Origin of the sequence: uncultured Croceicoccus sp. (assembly GCF_947496385.1) — a bacterium.
Classification (GTDB): Bacteria; Pseudomonadota; Alphaproteobacteria; order Sphingomonadales; family Sphingomonadaceae; genus Croceicoccus.
The window spans coordinates 236,571-262,608 of the sequence record NZ_CANMCP010000001.1; the positions used below are offsets into that span (position 1 = coordinate 236,571).

A 26,038-nucleotide genomic window follows, 5' to 3' on the forward strand; every position below is an offset into this window, starting at 1 on the left:
GCGCAAGCGCGATTATTGCGCGGCGTCCTGTTCCCCGCACCGGATATAGCGGCGCACATCCTCGCCTTCGCCGGGGCGATAGCGCACCGTCCCGTCACCGTTGAGGGCAAGATAGATCACGCGCACATGCTCGTCCGGGCCGACCGTTTCGCGGAGCGTGACCGCAATGGCATCGCCGTCCACCTCGACGTGGGTGACGGGGCCGCCCGTTTCGAAAAAACTCACGTCCTGGCGGCGCAGGGTGACGGGTTCCTGCGTCGGAATGGCGGCAAAGCGGGGGCCGCAATTTTCGGCCTTTTGCGCATATTGGCCGCGAAACCGCTCCGGCACCTCTGTCATCGGTGCGGGCTGGCCGGGGGAGGGCGCGGCGTCCGGTGCGTCCAGCGTGGCGGTTGCGCTGTCCTGCGCGGCGGTTTGCGTGGGCGGATCCGTATCATCCGCGGCGGGTGCGCAGGCGCAGACGAGCGCGGCGCACAGAAGGGGTGCGATTTTCATGGGCGCATAACGATGGCTGGCGGATCCGGGTTCCGGCGCGGTGACGGCGCGACGCAACCCGTGCCCGCTCGGTTGCAATCGCGTGGCCCGCGCCCACATGGATGGCACATCATTTTCACCGACACGCCACGGCGCGGCGATTGCCCCCGACGCATGCTTGACTGGCGCGAACATTTGCGGAACACGACCTTTCATGGCCCTTACCAAGATTTCCGTGCGCGGCGCGCGCGAGCACAACCTCAAAGGCGTGGACATCGACCTGCCGCGCGACAGCCTCATCGTCATCACCGGCCTGTCGGGGTCGGGCAAATCGAGCCTCGCCTTCGACACCATCTATGCCGAGGGGCAGCGCCGCTATGTCGAAAGCCTGTCCGCCTATGCGCGGCAATTCCTCGAGATGATGCAGAAGCCGGACGTCGAACATATCGACGGCCTGTCGCCCGCCATCTCGATCGAGCAGAAGACGACGAGCCGCAACCCGCGCTCGACCGTGGCGACGGTGACGGAAATCTACGATTACATGCGCCTGCTCTGGGCGCGGGTCGGCGTCCCCTACAGCCCCGCGACGGGCCTCCCGATCGAGGCGCAGACGGTCTCCAACATGGTCGACCGGGTGATGGAGCTGCCCGAAGGGACGCGGCTCTATCTGCTGGCCCCCGTGGCGCGTGGGCGAAAGGGCGAATATCGCCGCGAAATGCTCGAATGGCAGAAGGCGGGCTTTACCCGCGTGCGGATCGACGGCGAGATCCACGAAATTGCCGACGCGCCCAAGCTCGACAAGAAGTTCAAGCATGACATCGAGGTCGTGATCGACCGCCTCGCCGTGCGCGAGGGGATCGAGACGCGGCTGGCCGACAGCTTCGAAACCGCGCTGAAACTCGCCGACGGGCTGGCTTATGTCGACCTTGCCGATGGCGTCGTGCCGGGGCGCGAGGAAGAGGGCGAGGGCGGCACCAACGCCACCGGCGGCCAGCTCAAGGGTGCGGGTCTGCCTGCCAATCGCATCGTCTTTTCCGAACGTTTCGCCTGCCCGGTCAGCGGTTTCACGATCGAGGCGGTCGAACCGCGCCTGTTCTCCTTCAACGCGCCGCAAGGGGCGTGCCCGGCCTGCGACGGGCTGGGCGAAAAGCTGTTGTTCGATCCGCAGCTGGTCGTGCCCAATGAACATCTTTCGCTCAAGAAAGGCGCGGTCGTGCCTTGGGCGAAGTCCAACCCGCCGTCCCCCTACTACATGCAGGTGTTGTCGAGCCTCGCCGCCGCCTATGATTTCGACCTCGCCACCCCGTGGGCCGAATTGCCCGAAACCGTGCACGACACCATTCTGTTCGGCACGAAGGGCAAGGCCGTCCCGCTCACCTTCAAGGACGGGCGGAAAAGCTACACGGTGAAGAAGCCGTTCGAGGGCGTCATCGGCAATCTCAACCGCCGCATGCTCCAAACCGAAAGCGCCTGGATGCGCGAGGAACTTGCCCGCTATCAGACCGCGCAACCGTGCGAGACCTGCGGCGGCGCCCGCCTCAAACCCGAGGCGCTTTCCGTGAAGGTCGCGGGCGAGAGCATCTCCGGCCCCGTGCGCCTGTCCGTTTCCGACGCGCTCGCCTGGTTCAAGGACCTGCCCTCCAAATTGACGGATCAGCAGAACCAGATCGCCGCCGCCATCCTCAAGGAAATCGACGAACGCGTCGGCTTCCTCGACAATGTCGGCCTCGACTACCTCAACCTCGACCGCACCAGCGGCACGCTGTCGGGCGGCGAGAGCCAGCGCATCCGCCTCGCCAGCCAGATCGGCAGCGGGCTGTCCGGCGTGCTCTACGTCCTCGACGAACCCAGCATCGGCCTGCACCAACGCGACAATGACCGCCTGCTCGAAACGCTCAAACGCCTGCGCGATCTCGGCAATACGGTGATCGTCGTCGAACATGACGAGGATGCGATCCGCGCCGCCGATTACGTCGTCGACCTCGGCCCCGGTGCGGGCGTCCACGGGGGCGAGATCGTCGCCGAAGGCACGTTGAAACAGGTCCTGAAATCCAAAAAATCGCTCACCGCCCAATATCTCAACGGCACGCGCGAAATCGCCGTACCGACAGAGCGGCGCAAGGGCAACAAGAAGAAGATCACCGTCCACGGCGCCCGCGCCAACAATCTGCGCAACGTCACCGCGTCGATCCCGCTCGGCACGTTCACCTGCATCACCGGCGTGTCGGGTTCAGGCAAGTCCAGCTTCACCATCGACACGCTGCACGCCGGCGCGGCGCGGGCATTGAACGGCGCGCGCATCATCGCGGGCGCCCATGACAAGATCACCGGCCTCGAAAACTGCGACAAGGTCATTCAGATTGACCAGTCCCCCATCGGCCGCACACCGCGTTCGAACCCGGCGACATACACCGGCGCCTTCACCAATATCCGCGACTGGTTCGCCGGCCTGCCGGAGGCGAAGGCGCGCGGCTACAAACCCGGTCGCTTCAGCTTCAACGTAAAGGGCGGCCGGTGCGAGGCATGCCAGGGCGACGGGCTGATCAAGATCGAGATGCACTTCCTCCCCGACGTCTATGTCACGTGCGAGGAATGCGGCGGCAAGCGCTACAACCGCGAAACGCTGGAGGTGCGGCACAAGGGGCACTCGATCGCCGACGTGCTCGACATGACGATCGAGGATGCGGAAACCTTCTTTGAAAACGTGCCGCCCATCCGGGACAAGATGCGCATGCTGAACGAGGTGGGGCTGGGCTATGTCAAGGTCGGGCAGCAGGCGACGACCCTGTCCGGCGGCGAGGCGCAGCGCGTGAAACTGGCCAAGGAACTGGCGCGCCGCTCAACCGGGCAGACGCTCTATATTCTCGACGAGCCGACGACCGGGCTTCATTTCGAGGATGTGCGCAAATTGCTGGAGGTGCTGCACCGCCTTGTCGATCAGGGCAATTCGGTGGTGGTGATCGAACACAATCTGGACGTGATCAAGACCGCCGACTGGCTGATCGACCTCGGCCCCGACGGCGGCGTGCGCGGCGGCGAAATCGTCGCCGAAGGCACGCCGGAGGATGTCGTGAAGGAAGAGCGCAGCTTTACGGGGCACTATTTGCGGGGGATGGTTTGATTGAGTTCCGCTCTTGATTATCGCTTCTTAGATATAGGATTTATGGGAATGGCTATGGCAAAGGCGGTTGGACCAGAACGAGAGGTCGATGACCTTAAAACGTGCGGTTTGGTAATGCCGATTTCGGGGATAGACGGTTGCTCTGAATCGCATTGGCTGGAGGTAATGAAAATTCTTAGGGAAGCCGTCGAAGACGCTGGATTTCTGCCTAATCTTGTCAGTGACGCTGATGAAGTCGGAATTATTCAAAAACGAATTATTCAAAATCTCTATGATAACCCAATTATAGTTTGCGATGTTAGCGGGAAAAATCCAAACGTAATGTTTGAATTGGGCATGCGTTTAGCTTTTGATAAGCCTACTATTATCGTCAAAGATGATCGGACTGACTATTCGTTCGACACATCTCTAATCGAACATCTTGAATATCCACGAGATCTGCGTTTTTCGAAAATTGTGGAGTTCAAAAAGGCCCTTTCAGGAAAAGTTAGGAAAACTTTCGAGGCAAGCCAAAAGGACACTTCTTACACCACCTTTTTGAAAAATTTTGGAGAGTTTAAGGTCGCGAAGCTTGATGAACGCCAAGTGCCAAGTCAGGAGCTTATACTTGAAGAACTGCAATTTATAAAAATGGGCATGAAACGTCTTTCTTTACAACATTCTCCATTTAAAGAAAATTATCAACAAGCGCGAAAATTGGAAATGCGTTTGGAGGGAATAAGTTCTATCAATCAAGCCAAATTTTAGAATACTCTCCGTTCACATCCTACAGTTGAAAATTTAGAAATTAAGAAAAGGTCTAATTATACAGAAATTACGATTTTTGTTGCCGATCGAGTGGTGGCTTCAGATGAAGCATTGCGAGATGAGTATGACCTCATTTTAGCCGCTTTTTGTGAATCTGATAGGGCACCGAAAAGCAATCTTGCGAAGAAGGCTGAGTTTTAAATTTTATTTTCCTACAACCCCGCACACCCCTAAATCCCCCGGTTCCCTGCCACAAAATCACAGGTGAGCCATGCCCCTCTACATCCCGCCGCCCGGCGACATCGACCATCTCGACCATGCCCGCCGCTGGGCCGATCATGTCGCGCACGGGCGGATAGGGGAGGGGCCGCGCACCACGCCGGCCTTGCTCATTCAGCACATGCGCAATGAGGAGGTGCTGCTCGGCACCGCGCGCACCGTCCGCACGCGTGACGATTCCGCGATCCGGGGGCGCTGGTGATGGCCGCATCCTACACGCACGATACGCCGCCCGCCGACCCGCACGCGGAGGACGAAGCCCCGCGCCGCGTCATGCGACCTGCGCGCCGCGATGCGTGGACGAAATCCTTGATGGCGGCATTCCTGCGCGAACTCACCGCCTCGCAATCCGTGGCGCAGGCCGCGCGCAGCGTGGGCAAAAGCCGGCAATCCGCCTATCGCCTGCGTGCCCGGTTGAAGAACACGCCCTTCGATCTTGGCTGGGAAACCGCGCTGGAGGCCGGGCTGTCGCAGCTCGCCCATGCCATGCTCGACCGCGCGATCAACGGCGTCGAGGTGCCGCATTACTATCACGGGCAACGCATCGGCTCGCACCGCGTCTATGACGAACGGCTCGCCATCTGGATCGCCGAAAATCCCTGGCGCATCGGCCGGCATCAGATCGCCCGTGAATATAGCGCGGAAGGCTGGGACCGTCTGCTCGACCGCATCGAACACGGCCCGCTGGAATGGGAGGATGGCGAACCCGTGCCGGGCCGCGATCCGGTCGAACCCGAAACCGCCGAGCGCGCGGAAACGCAATTCCTCCTGCGCAGCTGGTACGCCGACCCGGCGCAGGCGGGACCGCCAGCCACCGCGCCGGGCTATCCGCCCCGCGGCCACCGCCGGTAATTTTTTCGCTCCATGCGCCGATCCGTAACCCTCGCCCCCGCAAAGCCGCAGATTGCCGTGCGCGGCGGCGGGGTGAACACGCGGACGGCACATGTTGGACGTGTCACTTATGTCCGCTTCGTCGCGTGCGCTAACCCGGCCTTAACCACGATGTGCAAAGCATCGCGCATGGCCCGCCTGACCTGCATGACGATCCCGGCAATGATCCGCCCCGCGCTGGCCGCGCCGCTTGCGCTCTATGCGCTTGCCGCCTGTGGCAGCGAAACGGGGAACGGGGTGATGACGCCCGCCCACGCCGCCGCGGTGGAACGCTGCACCACCCGCTACACAGCGCGCGGCCTCGCCACGGCCCGCGCCAGCCGCCTGTGCCATTGCACGGTGGCGCGGCTGCGGGCCGAACGGTTGAACCCGGCGGACCCGGTCCGGGCCGACCGGGTGCAGGGGGTGCGCCAATGGTGCGCAACGCAAACGGGCGTCACCGCCGGTGCGGCAACGCCCGTTTCGCGCGAAAATCGCAAATGGAGTTAGTTGAGCAACGCCATCCGCACCTGACCCCGTCCGCGCGCGGCAAGCCCGATGGTGCGGGCGGCGGCTTCGGACAGGTCGATGACGCGATTGCCGTGGAACGGGCCGCGGTCGTTGATCCGCACGGTGACCGATTTGCCGGTGCGTTCGCTGGTCACGCGGACCTTGCTGCCAAAGGGAAGCGTGCGGTGCGCGGCGGTCAGCTCGGTGGGGTCGAAACGCTCGCCGCTCGCCGTGGGGCGCCCGGAAAGGCCCGGCCCGTAATAGCTGGCCTCGCCCGTGCCAAGCTCGCGGCGGATGTCGGACACATCGGCCTCAACCTGATGGGCGAGGGCGGCAAGACGGTTTTTTGCAGGCGCCGCCTCTTCGGCGGGAACCGGGGATGCGGCGGGGAGTTCGGAATCTACCCCGGCCACGCCATTGCCGATGGCAACGGTTTGCGGAGCCTCGTTCTCCGACACGGCGAGCGCGGCGGAGGCGGGAACGATGGCGGCGACGCCGAACACGAGCATGGCGCGCTGCCTGCGAAGGCGGATCAGCGTGGCAAGCCGTTTGCGGCGGGTTGGAAGCGTTTGTGTGTCATCCATGCTTCGCAATATAGCATGGTGAGATGGCCATTTGGGGTCGGTCCGTCCGACCTCGTGAACAGCTTACCCTGCTTTCGCAGGTGCAACATGGTTAATGCCGCTTAACGCTTCCCCTGCCCGGCAAGGAGTCGCAGGCGCAGCGCATTGAGCTTGATAAAGCCCGCCGCATCGGCCTGATCATAGGCACCGGCGTCGTCTTCGAACGTCACGTGGCGTTCGGAATAGAGGCTCACCGGGCTCTTGCGGCCAACCACATCGGCATTGCCCTTGTAAAGCTTCAGCCGCACGGTGCCGCTGACATTCGCCTGGCTGTGATCGATGGCCGCCTGCAACATTTCACGTTCGGGGGAGAACCAGAAACCGTTATAGATAAGCTCGGCATAGCGCGGCATCAGCTCGTCCTTGAGATGCGCGGCACCGCGGTCCAGCGTGATCTGCTCCATCCCGCGATGCGCACGGGCATAGATTTCCCCGCCGGGCGTTTCGTACATGCCCCGCGATTTCATGCCCACGAACCGGTTTTCGACGAGATCCAGCCGCCCGATCCCATGCGTGCGACCCAGCTCGTTCAATGCGGCCAGCAATTCGGCCGGGCTCATCGAAGTCCCGTTGAGCGCCACGCCATCGCCCTTTTCGAAGTCGATGGTGATATACTCGGGCGTATCGGGCGCATCCTCGGGATTGACCGTGCGGGAATAGACGTAATCCGGCGTCTCCTCCCACGGATCTTCGAGCACCTTGCCCTCGGACGAGGTGTGAAGAAGGTTGGCGTCGGTCGAAAACGGGCTTTCGCCGCGCTTGTCCTTCGGCACGGGGATCTGGTGCTGCTCGGCCCAGGCGATGAGCGCGGTCCGGCTGTTGAGATCCCATTCGCGCCAGGGGGCAATGACCTTGATATCGGGCGCCAGCGCGTAGGCGGAAAGTTCGAAGCGAACCTGATCGTTGCCCTTGCCGGTCGCGCCATGGGCGATGGCATCGGCGCCGGTTTCGCGGGCGATCTCGATCAGGCGCTTGGAAATGAGCGGGCGCGCGATCGAGGTGCCGAGCAGATAGTCGCCTTCGTACCGTGCATTGGCGCGCATCATGGGAAAGACGAAATCGCGGACGAATTCCTCACGCAGATCGTCGATGAAGATATGCTTGTCGGGCACGCCCATCATCTGCGCCTTCTTGCGCGCCGGTTCGAGTTCTTCGCCCTGACCGAGATCGGCGGTGAAGGTCACCACCTCGCAATCGTAGGTCACCTGCAGCCATTTGAGGATGACGCTGGTGTCCAAGCCGCCCGAATAGGCGAGGACGACCTTGTTGATATCGGAATGCGACATGCGGCACTTCTTTCGATTACGGCTACGGCGGATTTGCGCTGCGCCTATCAGCCACGAACCGGGGCGGCAATATGCAACGTCGGTGCGCCTCCGTGCTTTTTACATGCGGCCAACAAGCGATGCTTCACCTGCGGGCTTTTCAAACGCCTTGGTCCGTGCAATCAACCATCGAGATTGTTGCGAAGGAAACGTTTCATACCGTTTCCGGCGCGGCAAACGTCCGTCTATCAAGAGGCCCCGTTTTCAAAAGAGGCCTTACCAGCCAAGAGTATGCCATCCATGCGTATCCGTAGCCTGATCCTGTCGAGCGCCATGCTCGCTGCGCCCGCTGTTCTTTCCGCGCCCGCCGCGGCGGAGGAGGGGATGTGGACCTTCGACAATTTCCCGACCGAACGGATGGAAGGGGAATATGGTTGGGCGCCGGATCAACAATGGCTGGATCGTACCCGCGCGGCGGCCGTGCGCCTTACCGGCGGATGCTCGGCCAGCTTCGTGTCGGATGCGGGGCTCATCCTGACCAACCACCATTGCGTGGTCAGCTGCCTTCAGGATCTCTCCACCGCCGACAACGACCTCATCGAAAACGGCTTTAATCCCGGCAGCCTCGCCGAAGAGCGGATGTGCCCCGGACAGCAGGCCGAGGTCGTGACGCAGATTACCGACGTGACCGATGATATTCAGGGCAGAATCGCGGGGCTGACCGGCGAGGCGCTCGTCAATGCGCGTAACGCCCGGATCGCCGAACTGGAATCCGAAGGCTGCGAGGACGACACGATCCGTTGCCAGGTCGTGAGCCTGTTCGGCGGGGGTCAGTACAAGCTTTATCGCTATCGCAAATATTCCGACGTGCGCATCGCATGGGCACCGGAATTTCAGGCCGCTTTCTTCGGCGGCGATCCCGACAATTTCAACTATCCGCGCTATGCGCTCGATGCCGCGTTTTTGCGCGCCTATGAAGATGGCAAGCCGGTCGCCCCGGCCAATCACCTGCGCTGGAACCCGCGCCGGCCTGAGCCGGGCGAAATCACATTCGTGGTCGGCAATCCCGGCTCGACCTCGCGCCTCTACACCCAGGCGCAGGTCGACTTTGATCGCGACCTGCGTATTCCGGTCACCATCGCGACGATGTCGGAACTGCGCGGACGGCTGATTGCCATCGGCGAAAGCGATCCGGAAAAGGCGCGGCAGGCGAAGGATACCCTGTTCGGCATCGAGAACTCGCTCAAGGTCTATCTCGCGCGGCAGCGTGCGTTGAACGATGCCGAATTCGTCGAAACGCTGGAAAGCAGGGAAGCCGACCTGCGCGAACGCAGCGCCGGCAATGCGGAGATCGGCGATCCGTGGACCGCGATCGACAGTGCGATGGGCGATTATCGCGATCTCTATCTTTCCTACCGTTTCATCGATCCGCAGAGCTCGCTTTTCAGCTTCGCGCAGACGCTCGTGCGCGCGGCGCAGGAACGGCAAAAACCGAATTCGGAACGTCTGCCCGGCTTCACTGAAAGCGCGCTCCCGCTGCTGAGCAAGAATCTCTTCGACGAACGCCCGATCTATCCCTGGCTCGAGGAAGAAACGCTGGGCTGGAGCCTGTCGAAGGCGCGCGAATATCTGGGTGCCGACGATCCGGACACGAAGCTTCTGCTCGGAAACGAATCCCCCGAAGGGCTGGCCAGCCGGCTGGTGACGGGAACGCGCGTGGATGAGCCGGAATATCGTCGTTATCTCTGGGACAATGGCATGGCTGCGATCGAGGCTTCGGACGATCCGATGATCCAATACGCGCTGCGTCTCGACGAACGGGAACGTGAATTGCGGCAGGCTGTGAACGAGCGTGTGACCGGGCCCATCTCGGTCGCGCAGGCCGATCTGTCCGATGCCCGCTTTGCAGCCTATGGCGACACGATCTATCCCGATGCGACATTCACGCTTCGCATCAGCTACGGACAGGTGAAGGGCTGGACCGAACGTGGTCGTGAAATCGACCCGGTGACGACGCTCGGCGGTGCGTTCGAGCGTGCGACCGGGAATGTGCCCTATAATCTCGCGTCGCAATATCTGGCTAAGGAAGCGCAGATCGACAAGGCGACGGCCTATGACTTCGTGTCGACCAATGACATCATCGGCGGCAACTCCGGCTCACCCACGATCGCGCGGGATGGATCGGTCATCGGCGCGGCATTCGATGGCAATATCCATTCCATCGGCGGCAATTACGGCTACGATCCCGAGTTGAACCGAACCGTGTCGGTGTCCGCCGCCGCGGTGCAGGAAGCCTTGGAAACCATCTATCCGTCGCCGCGTCTTGTTCGCGAACTGAACCAAAAATGACGAGGGCGGGGGGCGTTCAGCGCCCTCCGCCACCCTCGCGGGCGAGATACAGCACGTCGCGATCCTGAGTAAGCAGATGCTGCCCGGAGTCGACAAACAATGTCGTGCCGCTGGCAGCGTGACCCTTGGCCAGGAAAACCGCCGCCTGCGCGAGTTCGTCGAGCGAGGTCAGCCGTTGGAGCAAGTTCATCCGGCCGCTTCGTTCGTGTTCGGCGTCGTGCTGATCGTGGCTCGGCAACATCGCGCCCGGACAAAGGCCGTAGATACGGTCGGAACTGCGTGCAAAATGCATCGCCATCATGCGCGTTGCGGCAAAAAGCGCGTGTTTCGACATGGTATAGGAAAAGAAGTCGGGATTTGTATTGGCGATCTTCTGATCGATGAGGTTGATGACGCACCTTTGCGATCCCGTGGTCGTATGGCGCAGAAAAGCCTGAGACAGGAGGGAAGGCGACGCCGCATTGATGGCATTGCTTCGCCAGAAAATGTCGGGATCGAGTGCGTCCGCAAGATCGGGCTCAAAAATTGCCGCACTATTGACGAGGACGTTCCAGCCCGGGGCGCGTACGGCAAGATCGGCGACAAAACGGTCGATCGTTTCGAGCCTGGAAAGATCTGCTGACACGACGTCGGCGCTCGGCAACGAGCTCGCCAGCGCATGCGCCGCCTCGGTCGATCGGTTGCAGTGAATCAGGACGTGGAACCCCGCCTTCGAAAAATGGCGCACGATCGTGGCACCCAATCGCCGGGCTCCGCCGGTGACCAGGACCGTGGGACAGCCGTTCTGCTTCTGCTCCTCGCGAGACATTCGCCCTATCTATACCAGCTGGTCACGATGCCAAGCCATGGTGTGGAATTGCCGCGATCTTATGCGGCGCGGCGGTCTTCGTGTCGAAGCTGTATTGACCGGGCAATCCATCGGGTGCATGGGAGCGGGCGTAGGCTCGGATCGCGCTCAAACGTGCTCCGCATCACGGCAGCGCCTTACAGCTGCGGGTGTAGCTCAATGGTAGAGCAGCAGCTTCCCAAGCTGACGACGAGGGTTCGATTCCCTTCACCCGCTCCAGCGCCGCTTTCCCAAAACATCTCGGAAACGCTATAAGGCTCTTGGACATCCGAGGGTTTCTGGCGTTTCATTTTCCTTCTTTTAGAGGAATTTTCGGCCAAATCCGCTTATTTTGGGGCGCTGCGTTTAGGGCATTCAGGTCTCTGCCTATTCGAAAGGCCCCCAATCTGGAGCCTCTTCTGCGTAAGATTGAAACTATGGCGCTAGCACACTCTGGAATTCGCAGGGCTAAGGCTGGGACGAAAGCTTGGAGAATGAGCGAATCGGCTTTTTTGGGCTGCTGGAGCGTACCGGTGTAAAATTGTGACGAATGAAGTGCGCGGTCGAAGGGCGAGAGATGGAACTTGCAAGCGGGCGCTACCCAAAAATTAGGCTCCGATGCTCGCAGAAGGCTTGACGCTGCGCGAGAGCGAAAAACCCTCTACGCCATAAACAGCGTGAGAAGGCGCGTGCACCGAAAACACCTTTACATCCTTGGCTGCCGCGTTCTGTGAGAAGCGCAGGAATGATGGCGCAAGGGCTAGGGCAGCGGCGAAGGCGAAGCACCTTCTATCCCCGATCTTTAGCCTCACCGGCATTCTGTCGACCGCCGACATCGAGCAGCCGATACGCTGGCCTCCCTTCGCCGGATCGAGAGCGAGGGCACCCGTCGAACGGCCCATTCACACGTGAGGTCGAAGCTTGCCTGGCTATCACGGACAACGCATCCGTCAGACCAGTGAATGGCAAGGATCGGCCGGCGCCGCGAAACGTCGTCTTATTCCGGGGCCCCGCCCACGGCCTCGTAAAGCCCCACCAGCGCGGTGAGTTCATCGGCCTTCACCTGCACCAGCGACAGCTCGACCCCGAGCAGGGCGCGCTGTGCATCGACCTGCTCGATATAGGGCGTGTAACCCGCGCGGTAGCGATTGCGCGCGTGGCGCAGCGCATCGGCCACGGCCGTCTGCTGTGCCGTGAGCGCGCTTTCCTGGTCTTTCAGATTCGCAAGGAGGGCCATGCGGTCCTCGACCTCGCGAAAGGCGTTCAAAACGGTCGAGCGATAGGCAAAGGCGGCCTGATCGCGCTGCGCCGTCGCGCCGTCAAGCTGTGCCTGCAATCTCCCGCCCTGAAAGATCGGCGCGAGGATACTGCCGCCGAGCGACCATACGCCGATGGGATCGGCAAGCAGGTCGGAGAGCACCACACCGGCCGCCGCGCCCAGATCGATCGAGGGCATGAAATCGGCTCGGGCCATGCGCATTCTGGCGTCGGCCGCCGCGATGCGATATTCCGCGGCCGCGACATCGGGACGGCGGCGCAGCAGTTCGGACGGCAGGGTCGCGGGTGGAGCGGGCTGGCGCAAATCCCTCAGCGTACCGCCACGGTCGATCGCGCCCGGCACTTCCCCTGTCAGTACCGACAAGGCATTTTCTTGCCGAACGATCTGGGCCTTGAGTTGCGGGACGAGTTGTGCGGTCGCCTGATACTCGGCCTCGGCCTGTCGGAGCGGCAGCTGCGAGGTATAGCCGACTTCGGCCCGGTCGCGGGCGAATTTCACCGCCTCCTGCCGCGCCGCCAGCGTTTCCTCCAGGACCGCCAGCCGCTTGTCGAGCGCCAGGAGCGTGATGTAGCCAGTGGCCGTCGCCGCGCTCACCGAAAGTCGCGCGGCCTCTTCGCTCGCGGCGCTCGCGGCGACACCAGCCTCGGCGGCGTCCACGCGCGCAGCATTCTTGCCGAACAGGTCGAGTTCGTAGGACGCACGAAAGGCGGGCTGCGCGGCGACGATCGTCTGACCCTGACCGAAGGGGGAAACCTCCCGCCGGACCCCGCCCTCGACCCCTGCGCCAAGCGAGGGGAGGAGGTAGCTACGCGAACCCAGCTCGGTCGCGCGCGCTTCCTCGACACGGGCGGCGGCGATCCGCACGTCGGGATTGTTACGCCGCGCCTGCTCGACGAGACGCGACAGCGCCGGATCGCCGAACGCGTTCCACCAGTCCTGCTCGACCGGGGCGGTGACCCGCAGGCTCGTGCGCCACGCCGCCGGCGGCGCAACCGCCGCGCCGGGCGGGGCATCCTGCAAAGTGGGAGCGCAGGCGCCGAGGGCGACGGCCGATGCGGCCAGCAGGATGAGCGGTCGGAGCGTCACGACCTGTCCTCCGTATGGACGGTGGCGATGACCGACATGCCCGGCCCGAGCCGCCGGGCGGCTTCCTGCCCCTTGTCGAGCACGATGCGTACGGCGATGCGCTGGGGCACCTTCACGAAATTGCCTGCGCCCGTGTCCGGCTTCACCAGGCTGAATTCGCTGCTGGCGGCAGGCGCGATACTCTGCACGCGGCCGGTAAGTGCGACACCGCCGAGGGCGTCGATCTCGAGTGTTGCACGCTGGCCCACTGCCATGTTCGCGGTTTGTGTTTCCTTGAAATTGGCCACCACCCAAAGATCATCGGGCACGATATACATGAGCTGCGTGCCGGCGCTCACAAGCTGGCCGACGCGCGCGGTAACCTCGCTCAACCGACCGGCACGGGGCGCGCGGATCTCCGTGCGCGAGAGTTCGAATTCGGCCAGCCCTTTCGAGGCTTTTGCCCCGGCAACCTGCGCTTCGAGCGCGCCTCGACCGACGGTGACCGACCGTACGCTCTCCGCCGCGATGGCGCGCTGCGCCTGCGCCTGCCTCACTCCGGCCTGCGCCTGTTGCAGGGCCGCGCGCGCCTGATCGCGTTCGCGCAGGGAGACCGATCCTTCGTCGACCAGTTCGGCAACGCGGTTCATGTCGGCCTGCGCCTTCTGCAAACCCGCACGCGCGGACGCCACCGCTGCATCCTGGAGTTCGAGCTGCGCTTGTGCCGAACGCAGGCTCTGCGCGCTATTGGCGAGGGTGGCCTGTTGCGCCGCCGTGTTGGCAGCGCCTTGCAGGACCTTTTCCTGGAACGGGGCATCGTCGATCCGGGCGAGCAGATCGCCCTCCTGCACGCGCTGAAAATCCACGACCGGCACCTCGACGAGGTAGCCCGCGACCTGCGGGCTGGACACCGTGGTCCTTCCGCGGACATAGGCATTGTTGGTCGTTTCGTCGCCGCCGTCGAAGGGCGGAAGGCCCCAGGCGAAAAGCGCGGCGAACACGCCGACGAGGATGACCGCGACCGCAACCACGATGCGGCGTCGCGAGGGGTTGGGCGACCATCCCGTCTCCTGCTCCGGCGCGGGCGTTTCGACAGTGTTGGTCTCTTCTTCGATGTCAGACGGGGTCGAATTCGTCATTGTTTGGTCCCTGCGAGCATGGCCTCCAGAAAGGCCAATTCGTTGGCGAGCGGGTTACGCCCGCGTTTCCGGTTGATGAGCCAGGGCACGAAGACGACGACGAAAGTCACCGCCGAAAGCGTGCCGATAAGGAAAAATACGTCGTTGAAGGCGAGCACCGCGGCTTCCCGCCCTACCTCCTGCGACACGCTGGATGCCGCCGCCATCTGTTGCAGCGCGGGATCGCCCTGAAGCGGTGCGGCATTCCTCGCGGCATTGCCTATCGCCTGTCCCAATTGCGGGTTCGCAAGCGTGAGCGTGCCACCGGCATCGATCAGGTGCATCTTCAACCGCACCGTGTGGAATGCGGAGAGAAGTGCGCTCCCGGCAAGCCCGCCGACCGATTGCGAAAGCGAGAAGATCGCAATGAAACCGATGACATAGCTCTGCCCCGCGGCCAGCGCGCGCAAGAGGCCCTCCATCATGATCGGCCCCATGGCGAACACCGCCCCGAACGCAATTGCGGCCTGCGTGAGGTAGAGATCCTGCGGACGCGTCATGATGCCCGTGCGCGTATCGACGAAGGCGGCCACGCCGATGACGAGGATCGCGAAAAGCACGGGCCGGGTAAGATCCTTGGGGTCGAGCCGCGCCATCGACAGCGCCATGCCGCCGAATGTCGCCCCGGTCAGGATCCAGAAATAGGTCGTCAATTGTTCGTTGCCATACCCCAACGTGGCAAACAGACCGCTCGCTCCGAAGCCCTGTTCCGCGACAAGGATGCGCACCGTCGCACCGGTCAGCGCAAGCGCCAGGATGGCGCGGCTCGACAGCCAGCTCAGGTCGAGCATCGGGCTTCTGCGGTTCGCCTCGATCAGAAAACACCCGCCCAGCCCGATGATCGCGACGACCATGGCATAGCCCAGCCAAGGCGTGTCCCACCACTGTATACGGCCCTGAATGATAAACGCACACAGCGCCGCAACGCCGATGATGAATAGCGCGATGCTGGGAATGTCGAGTGTTTCGAAGGTCTTCTTGCGAATGCCCGGTGGCAGGCGGAGCAGGTAGACCATACCGAAACCCAAGAGCGACAGCGCGAACTGAAACTGGAAGACATGGGTGATGTCGCCATCCACGAGCAAGGCCGGAGACAGCGCCCGGGTAAGCGGGAATGCAACCTGCGTCATGCCCAGCGAAATCACCAGTCCGCCCACGCGCATCGCGGCGGGCAACCCCTGCATCAGATAATAAATGGCAAGCGCCGACAGCCCGCTTGCCGTGATGCCCGCAACCGCGCGCGCGGCGAGTTCGGGGTAGTATCCAGGCTCGATCATCTGCACGAAATTGGCCGTGACCAGCCCTGCCATCGCCCAGCGTACGAAAGGCTGAATGCCGAATTCCTGCCGCACCCTGAACAGGAGCATGCTCATCGTCGCATAGGTCGAATAGAACGCGACCGTGAACCAGCCCGTTTCGACGGGCGTCAACGCGAATTCGGCCTGCAACGCCGGCGAATTGGCGAGGAGGAAACCGTTCTGCGCGCCGGCGAGCAGTCCCATGAACATGCCGATCAGCAGATAGGCCGCACGGCGCCCCGGTGGGTTGTCGGGATTGGCCGGGGATCCGGGAAGGATCGGCATTTCGTGCGGTTTGAAGCGATAGCCGCCGACATGGTCGATGAGCGTGTCGTGGTCGGTCACAGCGCCAGCACTCCTTTCACCAATGTCGCTTCCAGCGCCGCAGCGAATTGCGCGTCATCCTCCATGTCCGCCCCCATGTCGGCGATGAGCCTGCTCAGCCGTTCGCGCCGCGCGACCGTGCTGGCGGCGGAATAGATGAAATTGGCGACCCGGAACTGCAGATGCTCCGTCTTCGCGGGCCGTTCGTCCGCCGCGGCTTGCGCGAGGGCGATGAAATGGCGGTGCAGCGGTAGCGAAAGCGTTTCGAGCAGCCATAGCGACCGGTCGGTGTCGACGGTGATGTCACGCAGCAAAAGCCGGGGCACCTCCGGGCGATCGAGCAGATAGGCGAGAAAGACACGTGCCGAATGATCCAGCCGAGCCTGCGCATCCGCACTGTCCATCTCGCCGAGAGCATGGTCGAGCGCCTCGCGAAGGTCACCCGATGCCTGTGAGACGATCTCCTTCCACAGACCGGTCTTCCCGCCGAAGCGATAGGAAATCAGCGCGACATCGACGCCGGCATCCTTCGCGATCTCGCGCAGGGACGTCGCCTCGAAACCCTGCGCGGCAAAGCGATGCAGCGCGGCCATCGAAATTGCCGCACCGGTATCCGCATCTGGTCCCGTCGGACGTCCACGCCCGCGTCGTTCAGTCATTGGCCACTCCTTGTGCAGTGCGACATAAGGCACGGCGAATAAATATTCAATGACCGTTGAATAAATTGGCTCCGGCACATGCGATGCCGACCATTGCGACCCGCCATTCCGGGATATTCACCCGCCTCCCACCTCTCTCAATAAACAAAAATTCGCCGCGAAACAGCCGCCCCGCGCGGGTGCACCATCGGCGTATCGGTGTCGCTCATCGGCACAACCTGCCCGCGCGATGATGCCCCCCTTTCGTCCCCCGGTATCGCGGGGAGCGTGATGTTCATGCCGGATCCGACAGGCGGACAAGCAGAGAGCAGCGCAAAGGCCCCTCTCGCTCGTCCCCATCCGGCCTGTCATGTGAGCGATGGTGGGCATGTCGCGCGAAAAACGGGTTGCCTTGGACCGAAAGGTTGGATGCTTGCCGAAGGCCGTATGTCGAAGACGCGCCAGGATGCGGTCGGCATCGTCGTTTCTTGCGTCGGAAAATTCGAGGAAAACCACCAACGATCGTACGGATCATTGTCACGACTTCGGCTCGGGAACGACCGTATCCATTTTGGTTGCCCTGTTCGGCGCCGCCCCCTGTGGCGACATGCGAAGGCACCTGCCTGCCGATCATCCGGATCTCGCGATAGTCCGCGGCGGTGAGGGCGCCCGGGACAGATGGGCCGTGCTCCCGTTTCCCGCCCTCGCGAAAATCCCGAAATTGATCAGGTGATCCGCCCTGCTATCAGACCGATTGCAGGGGGTTACTCGCAATCAGACGAGCTCGTCGTGCCAGCCCTCGACCTCAAGCCTGCCGTTCGTGCGATCGCGTGCGAAATCCGGATGGCGTATCCCCTTCGTTCCGGCGGAAAAAGCGCGAGAAATAGGCAGGGTCCGCGAACCCCAGCGCGTAGCCCACCTCGGCGATGGAGAGGTGGGAGTAGATCAGCAGACGCTTCGCCTCGAGCAGGCTGCGATCGTCCTGAATGCGTGCGGGCGATTTGCCGGCCACCCGTGCGCAGGCGTCCCGCAACGCGCTTTCGCTGACATGAAGCGCCGCGGCATGGGCGGCGACCGGTTCACGAAAGGCAAACCGCCTTTCGACAAGCTCCCGATATCGTGCGACCAGCTCGGCCGCCCGCGATGGCGCGACGCTGATCCCGGTGCGATCCGCCGCGACGCTGCGCGTGCATTGCACCAGCAGTTGCAGGGTGAGCGCCTCTGTCGCCGCGCGGTCCCCGATGGCAGACCAGCCCAGTTCGCGGCGCAGTTCGCCCGCCAGTGCGATGACCACCGCGCGAAGCTCACTGTCGAGAGGCACGATCCTGCTGCGCGCGAAAAGGGCCCGGAGCTCGCCATGGGGCTGCACCAGCCGGTCGAAATAGGAGCGCGCGACGCTGGCGACCCATCCGCGCGAATCCTCCTCCCACGCGAAACCATGCACGACGGTTGCGGGAACGAGGAGCAGGGCAGGGGCGGCGATGCGATGGGTTTCATCCTCGATCGAAATGGCGCTGAACCCGGTTTCGAGGATGAAGATCTGGTGCAGGTCGCGGTGCGAATGCGGTTGGATCGTCCATTCGCTCGGCCGTGACCGATCGACGAGCGCTTCGATATGAACGAAGTTCGCATCCGCCTTTCGTGGCGGTTCGCCATAAAGATAGAAACTCGGGACCGCGCCGCTTGCCATATCTCGGCCTACCACCGGTCTGGCGGATTGTCCAAGTGTTCGCGCGGCGCAAGCATGGTCACGGCGGAGCCCCGCGTGGCAGATTGCGGGCTCGCCGCGAAAGTGGCGCAACGTCAAGGAGAGGAAATCGCATGCGTACCCAGATCGGCATTATCGGCGCCGGGCCGGCGGGGATGGTCCTCGCGCATATTCTGGCGCGGCAGGGTATCGATGCTGTCGTCCTCGAACGCCGCGACCGCGAATATGTCGAAGGGCGCGTCCGGGCCGGCGTGCTCGAACAGGTGACGGTCGATGTCATGCATTCGCTCGGTCTGGCGGAGCGGCTCGACGCCGAGGGGCTGGTCCATGGCGGCACCAATCTCAGCCTCGATGGCGAGCTCATTCATATCGACATGGCCGGTCTTACGGGCGGGCGCACCGTCACGGTCTATGGGCAGCAGGAGGTGATGAGCGACCTGTTCTCCGCCGCCGATGCGCGCGGGGTCAAGATTGTCTGGAACGCGGAGGATGTCGCGATCGAGGACGCCGCCACGGACAAGCCGATGCTGCGCTGGCGCAAGGATAGCGAGGTGCACGAACTGCAATGCGATTTCGTCGTCGGCTGCGACGGTCAGCACGGCGTCAGCCGCAAGACCATCCCCACCGGCGTGCTCAAGGAGTTCGAGCGGGTCTATCCCTTCGGCTGGCTCGGCATCCTCGCCGAGGTTCCGCCGGTCGAGGACGAACTGATCTACGCCAATCACGAACGTGGTTTCGCGCTGGCCTCGATGCGGTCTCCCACGCGCAGCCGCTACTATATTCAATGCGAGATCGACGAGCGGATCGAGGATTGGGGCGACGATCGTTTCTGGGACGAATTGTGCCTGCGGCTCGGCCCGGATGTCGGCGGGCGGGTCACGCGCGGGCCAAGCTTTGAAAAATCCATCGCGCCGCTGCGGTCCTATGTCGCAGAGCCGATGCGCTGGAACCGGCTGTTCCTGGCCGGGGACGCCGCGCATATCGTGCCCCCCACCGGCGCCAAGGGCATGAACCTCGCCATCAGCGACGTGAAAATCCTCGCCGATGCGCTGGTGGAATATTACGGCGAGAAATCGGCCGCGGGGATCGACGGCTATTCCGCGCGCGCCTTGTCGCGGGTGTGGAAAGCGGTCCGGTTTTCGTGGTGGTTCACTTCCGTCACGCATCGCTATCCCGATATGGACGGGTTTGACCGCCGTATACAGATGGCGGAACTCGACTACATTCGCGGTTCGATCCCCGCGCAGCGCACGCTCGCGGAAAACTATGTCGGCCTGCCCCTGGAGTAGAACATGGCGCAAAAAATATACGATAGCCCGGCAGCCGCGCTGGACGGGTTGCTCTTCGATGGCATGACGATCATGTCCGGCGGGTTCGGACTGTCCGGCAATCCGGAAAGCCTCATCCCGGAAATTCGCGCGGCGGGGGTCCGGGATCTGACCGTGATTTCCAATAATGCGGGGGCGGACGGGTTCGGGCTGTGGATGCTGCTCGAAAGCCGGCAGATCGCGAAGATGATCTCCAGCTATGTCGGCGAGAACAAGCTGTTCGAGCAGCAATATCTGTCGGGCGAACTGGAACTCGAACTCAATCCGCAGGGCACGCTTGCCGAGCGGATCCGCGCCGGTGGCGCCGGTATTCCCGCCTTCTTTACAAAGACCGGTTACGGGACCGTGGTGGCCGAAGGAAAGCCGGTCGAGGAATTCGATGGCGAGATGTATGTGCGCGAAACCTGGTTGAAATCGGACCTTTCGATCGTGAAGGCCTGGCGCGCGGACCCCGCCGGCAATCTGATGTTCCGTCGCACGGCGCGCAATTTCAATCCGAACATGGCGGCGGCGGGCAAGGTCACTGTGGTCGAGGTCGAGGAGATCGTGCCCGAAGGAACCTTCGATCCCGATTGCATCCATACGCCCGGCATCTATGTCGATCGCATCGTGCAATCGACCATCAATGAAAAGCGGATCGAGAAGCTGACAACACGGGCGCGGGAGGCATGACGATGGCCGAAGACACGAAAGGCTGGACGCGGGAGCAGATGGCGGCGCGCGCCGCACGCGAGCTCGAGGACGGGTATTACGTCAATCTCGGGATCGGCATTCCGACGCTGGTGGCCAATTACATTCCGGACGGGATCGATGTCACGCTGCAGTCCGAAAACGGGATGCTGGGCATGGGGCCGTTCCCTTATGAGGGTGAGGCCGATCCCGACCTCATCAACGCGGGCAAGCAGACGATCACCGCTCTGCCCACGTCGAGTTTCTTTTCGTCTGCCGAGAGTTTCGCGATGATCCGCGGCGGCCACATCGACCTCACCATTCTGGGCGCGATGGAAGTGTCGGCGCAGGGCGACATCGCCAACTGGACCATTCCGGGCAAGATGGTGAAGGGCATGGGCGGCGCGATGGATCTCGTCGCGGGGGTGAAGCGCGTCGTGGTCGTGATGGACCATGTGAGCAAGCACGGCGAACCCAAGCTGTTGTCGGAATGTGCCCTGCCGCTGACCGGGAAAGGGTGCGTGGATCTCATCGTGACCAATCTCGCCGTGATCGCGTGTGACAAGCCGGGGCTGCGGCTTGTCGAGCTGGCGCCCGGGGTGACGGTCGACGAGGTGCGCGCGGCAACCGATGCGCCGCTCGCCATTCCTGCCGAGCTTGGCGGGACCGCGGCATGAGCGCGCCTGTGTCCTATCGCCGGGGCGACGCGGGAATGCCGCGGGATCTGGTCCCGGAATATCGCTCGACCGTGCTGCGCGCGCCACAACAGCCACGCATCGAAATTCCGCACACCCTCACCGAAACGACCGGGCCTTCGGGATGCTGGGACCGGCTCATGGGCAAGGCGGCTGCGGATCTCACGGCGCAGCATCGCGGCGAACCCATCGGGCAGCGGATCGTGGTGTCGGGGCGCGTTCTGGATGAAGACGGTCGCCCCGTGCCCGATACGGTCATGGAAATCTGGCAGGCGAACGCCGCCGGGCGGTATATCCACGCCAAGGATAGCTGGGATGCGCCGCTCGACCCCAATTTCACCGGGGCAGGGCGGATCGTCACCGATGCAGACGGGCGTTATCGTTTCACGACGATCCGGCCCGGTGCCTATCCTTGGGGCAATCACAAGAACGCATGGCGGCCCGCGCATATCCATCTCTCGCTGCTCGGCCCCGCATTCGCGACGCGGCTGGTGACACAGATGTATTTTCCGGACGATCCGCTGATCGAGATCGACCCCATCGCCAATGCGATACCGATGCCCTACAGGCAGCGCATGGTGAGCCGGTTCGACATCGCAACGACGCAGCCGAACCGGGCGCTGGGCTATTTGTTCGACGTGGTCCTCAAAGGCCGAGAGCAGACCCCGTTTGAAGAGGATGGCCATGACTGACGTGACCGCAACGCTGGAAGGCCGCAACGCAGCGCCGCGGCAGGACAATCAGGACCCCGATCTGTTCGGGCAGACCCCGTCGCAGACCGTCGGGCCGTTCTTCCACTATGGGCTGCCGTGGAAGGGCGGGGCCGATCTGGTCGGGAAATCCGACCTCGGTGCGCGACCGGAGCTGTTCGGGGAGGCGCACTACGTGCTCAATCTCTCCGCGCCGACCGGGACGCCGCGCGGTGAGGCGATCGAACTCGTCGGAACCGTCCGCGATGCCGAGGGTGCGCCGGTGGCCGATGCAATGATCGAAATCTGGCAGGCGAACGCCGAGGGCCGCTATCGAAGCGAGGACGATGCCCGCGACGATGCCGCGATCGACCCGCATTTCGTCGGCTTCGGCCGCTCCTCCACTTCGGATGAGGGCGCCTATCGGTTTCGGACCATCATGCCGGGCCGTGTACCGGGTCCGGACGGCACGCTTCAGGCGCCGCATATCGCGGTTTCCGTTTTCGCGCGCGGCGTGCTGAACCGGCTGGCGACGCGGGTGTATTTTGCAGGGAGCGAGGGGCTGGATACAGATGCGGTCCTTGCGCAGGTGCCGGAGGAACGGCGCGGCACGCTCCTCGCACGATCGGAGAAGGAGGGCGTCTGGACGCTCGACATCGCGCTCGGCGGGCCGGACGAAACGGTCTTCTTCGACCTGTGAGCGACCGGCTCCTCCGCAGGCCGGCAACGACGGCAGCCATGCTCGACACGTGGAGCGATGACCGGATCGTCGCCCACGCGCTGGCGTTCGAAAGCGCCCTTGCCGAAGCGCAGGCAAAGCACGGCGTGATCGATCGCGAAATCGCCCGCAGCATAACCGATTGCTGCGCAACATTGCGCATCGATCCCGCCGCATGGGCGGACGAAGCCGCGCTCGCCGGAACGCTCGCGATCCCGCTCGTTCGCTCCATCAGGAACGCCGTTCCTGACGCGGCGAAGCCTTCGGTGCATCGCGGCGCGACGAGCCAGGACGTCGCCGACAGCGTGATGATGATGCAGGTTCGCGAAGGGGCCCAGCTCATCACCCGCGACGCATCGCGCGTGCTGACCGCGCTGGCGTCGAAAGCGCGTGAACACGCCGCCACGCCGGCGATGGGGCGCACCTTGTTGCAGGATGCGCTGCCGATTGCGCTCGGCCTTCGCATTGCGCAGTGGCATGCGGGAATCGCGCAGGCGCGCGACATGTTCGCGGATGCGGTCGAAACCCATGCCGCGCTTCAATTGGGCGGACCGGTCGGAACCCGTGCGGGGCAGGGCGGAAATGGCGCGGCCATTGCAGAGGACATGGCGGCACGTCTGGGATTGCGTGCGGCGCCGCCGTGGCATGCGCGGCGCAATGGCCCCGCATCGATCGCCGTGTCTCTTGCCATGCTGATCGGGGCGGTCGGCAAGATGGCGCGCGACGTCGCGCTGATGTCGCAGAACGCCATCGGCGAGGCCCGCGAACCCGCGGTCGAAGGGCGCGGCGGTTCCTCTGCGATGGCGCACAAACGCAACCCTACCGGGTGCCAGACCGCGCTTTCGGCGGCCGGACGGGCACCGGGGCTGGCCGCGACCATGCTGGGCGGGCTGAGCGCGGAACTGGAACGCGGGCTTGGCGGATGGCAGGCCGAGGCACCGGTCATTGCAGAGCTGTTCCTGCTCGCCGCGGGGGCGCTTTCCGCGATGGCGGACGTGGCGGAGGGACTCGAAATCGATTGTTCGGCGCTCGCCGGCTTCGTGCCCGAAGGTCCGAAGGACCTCGGCGAATGCGCAAAGCTGATCGAGGCGCTGCTCACACCAGGCAAGGAAGACTGACGATGCCGTTCGCGCGTAATGACGATGCCCGCATTTACTGGAAGATCGAGGGGGCGGCGGATCGCGCCCCGCTCGTCCTGCTCCATTCGATCGGCACCGATATGGGCCTGTGGGAAGCATGCCTGCCGCTTCTGCTGCCCGATTTTCGCGTGCTGCGGATCGACACGCGCGGTCATGGCGCGTCCGATGCGCCGGCCGGCGACTATACGCTGTCGACATTGGCACGCGATGTCGTGGCGGTGATGGACGCCGCCGGTATCGCACAGGCGCGCATCGCGGGGGTGTCGCTGGGCGGTATGATCGCGATGCAACTGGCGCTCGATCATCCGGACCGCGTGACGGGCCTCTCGCTCATCTGCACCTCCGCCACGATGGATCGCGATGCCTGGCAGACCCGTGTGGATACGGTGCGAAGCGAGGGCATGGAGGCGATTGCCGACCTCGCCATGGGGCGCTTTCTCGACCCGGCGTTTGTCGCCAGCCATCCGGAAATTGCCGAGAGTATTCGCGGCGGCCTGCTCACCATGGATCCGGCGGGCTATGCCGGCGCGGGATGCGCGATCCGCGATATGGAACTTGCGGGCAGGCTGAACGAGATCGCCGTGCCTACGCTTGTCGTGACCGGCATGCAGGACCTTTCCACCCCGCGCGATCCGCATGGCGAGAGATTGCTTGCCGATATTCCGGATGCGACCGGGGCCGAACTCAAATGCGCGCATCTGGCGCCGGTGGAGGCACCGCGTGCACTGGCCGGCGCGCTGCGAAGGTTCTTCCTTCGCGACGACCAGGTCGATGCGGCTGGAGAGACATTGTTCGAGGCCGGTCTGCGCAATCGCCGCCGCGTCCTGGGCGATGCGTGGGTCGATCGCAGCCTTGCCGGACGCACGCCGTTCACCGCCGATTTTCAGGCGATGATCACCCGCATCGCGTGGCAGGAAATCTGGGGCCGCCCCGGTCTCGACGATCGCACGCGCCGCCTGCTCGTGCTCGCCATTACCGCCAGCCTGTCGCGATGGGAGGAATTCGCGCTTCATGTCCGTTCCGGGCTGGAGCAGGGCGGCTTTACCCGCGACGAATTGAAGGAGGTGTTGATGCAGACCGCGATCTACGCCGGCGTCCCTGCGGCGAACACCGGCTTTTCCGAAGCGGTCAAGATCATCGACGCGCTCGACGCGAGGGATGCGGCCGCGCCGGAATGAGCGGGCCGGCGCCATCCGGCGCCGGTCCCGCGGATCCGATGATCAGCCGGACGTTTCGGCCGCGATCGCCTTTGCAATGATGCGGCGGGCGCGCACACCCCCCTGATCGATGGAATAGGCGTTGAGCTTCATGTCCGGGTTCGTCTCGACCGCCCGCTGCTGCGCCTCGAGGATTTCGCGGTCCTCGGCAAAGACGGCGGCCTGCTGTTCGCGAAAACGCGCGGTGAAACCGGCATCGTCGATGTCGAAATTGCGCGCCATGCCCCAGAAATAATGATGGGTCGTTTCCGTCTCCGGCGTCATGAAATCGATCACCATGCCGCGCACGCCCTGATCATGGGATTCCAGCGTCGCGCCCGATCCGACAGGTGCGACACCGACGTCGATCATGACCGATGCGGGCAGGTCGAAGCGGCAGATCTGCCAACGATCGACATTCCCGTCTTTCTTGAGCGCGCCGCGCCAGAACGGCGGCGCGTCAATATCGGGTATCCACCGGCTGAGATAGGCGGTCTGACCTTCGGTGCGGCTTTCCATCGGGCTTTCCATCAATTCCTGCTGCCCGATCGAGCCGGAATGCACGTAGGTTTCATGCGTGAGGTCCATGAGATTGTCGATCATCAGGCGGTAATCGCACGCGACGTGGTAATACCCGCCATCGTGGGTCCATCCATCGGCTTCGCACGGCCAGAGTTCGGGGATGAGGCTTGGGTCGGCCTTCTCCTTCTCGCCAATCCAGATCCAGACGAAGCGATATTTCTCATGGACGATGAACGTCTCGGTGCAAACGCGGGTATTGACCGGTTCGGAGCGCAGCGGCATTTCCTCGGCAACGCCGTCCGGGCCAAGCTTTAGCCCGTGATAGCGACAGCGAATGGAATCCCCTTCGCGCAGACCCATGGAAAGCGGAAGCATGCGATGCGGACAGGCATCGCGCATGGCCACGACGCTGCGATCGAGCTTGCGATACAGCATGACGGGAACATTGCAGATCGTGCGGGCAAGCGGTTCCGACCCGATTTCGTAATCCCAGCCCGCGACATACCAGGCGTTGTTCAACCAACTCAT

At 63.4% G+C, this 26,038-nt stretch carries 23 protein-coding genes and 1 tRNA gene; 14 read left to right on the top strand and 10 right to left on the bottom strand.

All coding sequences use genetic code 11. The features are described from left to right. Nucleotides 1–12: 12 nt before the first annotated feature. Nucleotides 13–495, bottom strand: a complete 483-nt coding sequence (locus tag Q0897_RS01225; RefSeq protein WP_299307093.1) for a hypothetical protein — start codon at nt 493–495, stop codon at nt 13–15. A gap of 193 nt (nt 496–688) precedes the next feature. Between Q0897_RS01225 and uvrA the strand changes: the two genes are divergently transcribed. The 5 genes from uvrA to Q0897_RS01250 all read left to right on the top strand — a co-directional run bounded on the left by uvrA (nt 689) and on the right by Q0897_RS01250 (nt 6,001). Continuing rightward, on the top strand, nt 689–3,595 hold the full coding sequence (gene uvrA, locus Q0897_RS01230; protein WP_299307094.1) for an excinuclease ABC subunit UvrA: 2,907 nt from the start codon (nt 689–691) through the stop codon (nt 3,593–3,595). After that, nucleotides 3,596–4,342, top strand: a complete 747-nt coding sequence (locus Q0897_RS01235) for a hypothetical protein (protein ID WP_299307095.1) — start codon at nt 3,596–3,598, stop codon at nt 4,340–4,342. A gap of 271 nt (nt 4,343–4,613) precedes the next feature. Next, on the top strand, nt 4,614–4,823 hold the full coding sequence (locus tag Q0897_RS01240) for a hypothetical protein (RefSeq protein ID WP_239807171.1): 210 nt from the start codon (nt 4,614–4,616) through the stop codon (nt 4,821–4,823). After that, nucleotides 4,823–5,473, top strand: a complete 651-nt coding sequence (locus Q0897_RS01245) for a hypothetical protein (protein ID WP_299307096.1) — start codon at nt 4,823–4,825, stop codon at nt 5,471–5,473. Before Q0897_RS01240 ends, Q0897_RS01245 begins: the two co-directional genes overlap by 1 nt. 168 nt (nt 5,474–5,641) lie before the next feature. Further along, the gene (locus tag Q0897_RS01250; protein ID WP_299307097.1) at nt 5,642–6,001 is read left to right on the top strand and encodes a hypothetical protein; all 360 of its coding nucleotides are present in this window, start codon (nt 5,642–5,644) and stop codon (nt 5,999–6,001) included. On the opposite strand, the gene Q0897_RS01255 is transcribed toward Q0897_RS01250, so the two are convergent. Both Q0897_RS01255 and Q0897_RS01260 read right to left on the bottom strand, forming a co-directional pair. Continuing rightward, the gene (locus Q0897_RS01255) at nt 5,998–6,585 is read right to left on the bottom strand and encodes a septal ring lytic transglycosylase RlpA family protein (protein WP_299307098.1); all 588 of its coding nucleotides are present in this window, start codon (nt 6,583–6,585) and stop codon (nt 5,998–6,000) included. The two genes, Q0897_RS01250 and Q0897_RS01255, sit on opposite strands and share 4 nt — an antisense overlap. Nucleotides 6,586–6,686: 101 nt before the next feature. Beyond that, entirely contained in the window at nt 6,687–7,910 is a 1,224-nt protein-coding gene (locus Q0897_RS01260) for an argininosuccinate synthase (RefSeq protein ID WP_299307099.1), read from the bottom strand. Between the two features lie 279 nt (nt 7,911–8,189). Between Q0897_RS01260 and Q0897_RS01265 the strand changes: the two genes are divergently transcribed. Next, complete coding sequence (locus Q0897_RS01265) at nt 8,190–10,238, top strand: S46 family peptidase (RefSeq protein ID WP_299307100.1); 2,049 nt, start codon at nt 8,190–8,192, stop codon at nt 10,236–10,238. Between the two features lie 16 nt (nt 10,239–10,254). Here Q0897_RS01265 and Q0897_RS01270 read toward each other — a convergent pair whose 3' ends face one another. Beyond that, entirely contained in the window at nt 10,255–11,046 is a 792-nt protein-coding gene (locus Q0897_RS01270; protein ID WP_299307101.1) for an SDR family oxidoreductase, read from the bottom strand. 184 nt (nt 11,047–11,230) lie between these two features. Here Q0897_RS01270 and Q0897_RS01275 point away from each other — a divergent pair. Then, nucleotides 11,231–11,304, top strand: a tRNA-Gly gene (locus Q0897_RS01275). A gap of 757 nt (nt 11,305–12,061) precedes the next feature. On the opposite strand, the gene Q0897_RS01280 is transcribed toward Q0897_RS01275, so the two are convergent. The 5 genes from Q0897_RS01280 to Q0897_RS01300 form a co-directional block, all read right to left on the bottom strand. Next, complete coding sequence (locus Q0897_RS01280) at nt 12,062–13,429, bottom strand: efflux transporter outer membrane subunit (protein ID WP_299307102.1); 1,368 nt, start codon at nt 13,427–13,429, stop codon at nt 12,062–12,064. Continuing rightward, nucleotides 13,426–14,547: an HlyD family secretion protein gene (locus Q0897_RS01285; RefSeq protein ID WP_299307103.1), complete on the bottom strand. Its 1,122-nt coding sequence runs from the start codon at nt 14,545–14,547 to the stop codon at nt 13,426–13,428. The genes Q0897_RS01280 and Q0897_RS01285 overlap by 4 nt, the downstream gene beginning before the upstream one ends. After that, nucleotides 14,544–16,229, bottom strand: a complete 1,686-nt coding sequence (locus Q0897_RS01290) for an MFS transporter (protein ID WP_299307104.1) — start codon at nt 16,227–16,229, stop codon at nt 14,544–14,546. Before Q0897_RS01290 ends, Q0897_RS01285 begins: the two co-directional genes overlap by 4 nt. Further along, nucleotides 16,226–16,867 (bottom strand): TetR/AcrR family transcriptional regulator, encoded by a 642-nt coding sequence (locus Q0897_RS01295; protein ID WP_299307105.1) that lies wholly within the window; start codon nt 16,865–16,867, stop codon nt 16,226–16,228. Before Q0897_RS01295 ends, Q0897_RS01290 begins: the two co-directional genes overlap by 4 nt. A 784-nt stretch (nt 16,868–17,651) precedes the next feature. Next, a complete protein-coding gene (locus Q0897_RS01300; RefSeq protein WP_299307106.1) occupies nt 17,652–18,536 on the bottom strand; it encodes a helix-turn-helix domain-containing protein in 885 nt (294 codons plus the stop codon). A 131-nt stretch (nt 18,537–18,667) separates the two neighbouring features. Between Q0897_RS01300 and pobA the strand changes: the two genes are divergently transcribed. The 7 genes from pobA to pcaD are packed head-to-tail and all read left to right on the top strand — an operon-like array spanning nt 18,668 to nt 24,970. Continuing rightward, the gene (gene pobA, locus Q0897_RS01305) at nt 18,668–19,843 is read left to right on the top strand and encodes a 4-hydroxybenzoate 3-monooxygenase (protein ID WP_299307107.1); all 1,176 of its coding nucleotides are present in this window, start codon (nt 18,668–18,670) and stop codon (nt 19,841–19,843) included. 3 nt (nt 19,844–19,846) lie between these two features. Then, nucleotides 19,847–20,554: a CoA transferase subunit A gene (locus tag Q0897_RS01310; RefSeq protein WP_299307108.1), complete on the top strand. Its 708-nt coding sequence runs from the start codon at nt 19,847–19,849 to the stop codon at nt 20,552–20,554. A gap of 2 nt (nt 20,555–20,556) precedes the next feature. Further along, nucleotides 20,557–21,228 (top strand): 3-oxoacid CoA-transferase subunit B, encoded by a 672-nt coding sequence (locus Q0897_RS01315; RefSeq protein ID WP_299307109.1) that lies wholly within the window; start codon nt 20,557–20,559, stop codon nt 21,226–21,228. After that, the gene (pcaH, locus tag Q0897_RS01320; protein ID WP_299307110.1) at nt 21,225–21,938 is read left to right on the top strand and encodes a protocatechuate 3,4-dioxygenase subunit beta; all 714 of its coding nucleotides are present in this window, start codon (nt 21,225–21,227) and stop codon (nt 21,936–21,938) included. The genes Q0897_RS01315 and pcaH overlap by 4 nt, the downstream gene beginning before the upstream one ends. Continuing rightward, nucleotides 21,931–22,635 carry a protocatechuate 3,4-dioxygenase subunit alpha gene (gene pcaG, locus Q0897_RS01325; protein ID WP_299307111.1) on the top strand — a complete coding sequence of 235 codons (705 nt, stop codon included), beginning with the start codon at nt 21,931–21,933 and terminating at the stop codon, nt 22,633–22,635. The genes pcaH and pcaG overlap by 8 nt, the downstream gene beginning before the upstream one ends. Nucleotides 22,636–22,673: 38 nt before the next feature. Beyond that, complete coding sequence (locus Q0897_RS01330; RefSeq protein WP_299307112.1) at nt 22,674–23,771, top strand: lyase family protein; 1,098 nt, start codon at nt 22,674–22,676, stop codon at nt 23,769–23,771. A gap of 2 nt (nt 23,772–23,773) precedes the next feature. Continuing rightward, complete coding sequence (gene pcaD, locus Q0897_RS01335; protein WP_299307113.1) at nt 23,774–24,970, top strand: 3-oxoadipate enol-lactonase; 1,197 nt, start codon at nt 23,774–23,776, stop codon at nt 24,968–24,970. Between the two features lie 42 nt (nt 24,971–25,012). Here the strand turns inward: pcaD and Q0897_RS01340 are convergent, their stop codons facing one another. After that, nucleotides 25,013–26,038 (bottom strand): aromatic ring-hydroxylating dioxygenase subunit alpha, encoded by a 1,026-nt coding sequence (locus Q0897_RS01340; protein ID WP_299307560.1) that lies wholly within the window; start codon nt 26,036–26,038, stop codon nt 25,013–25,015.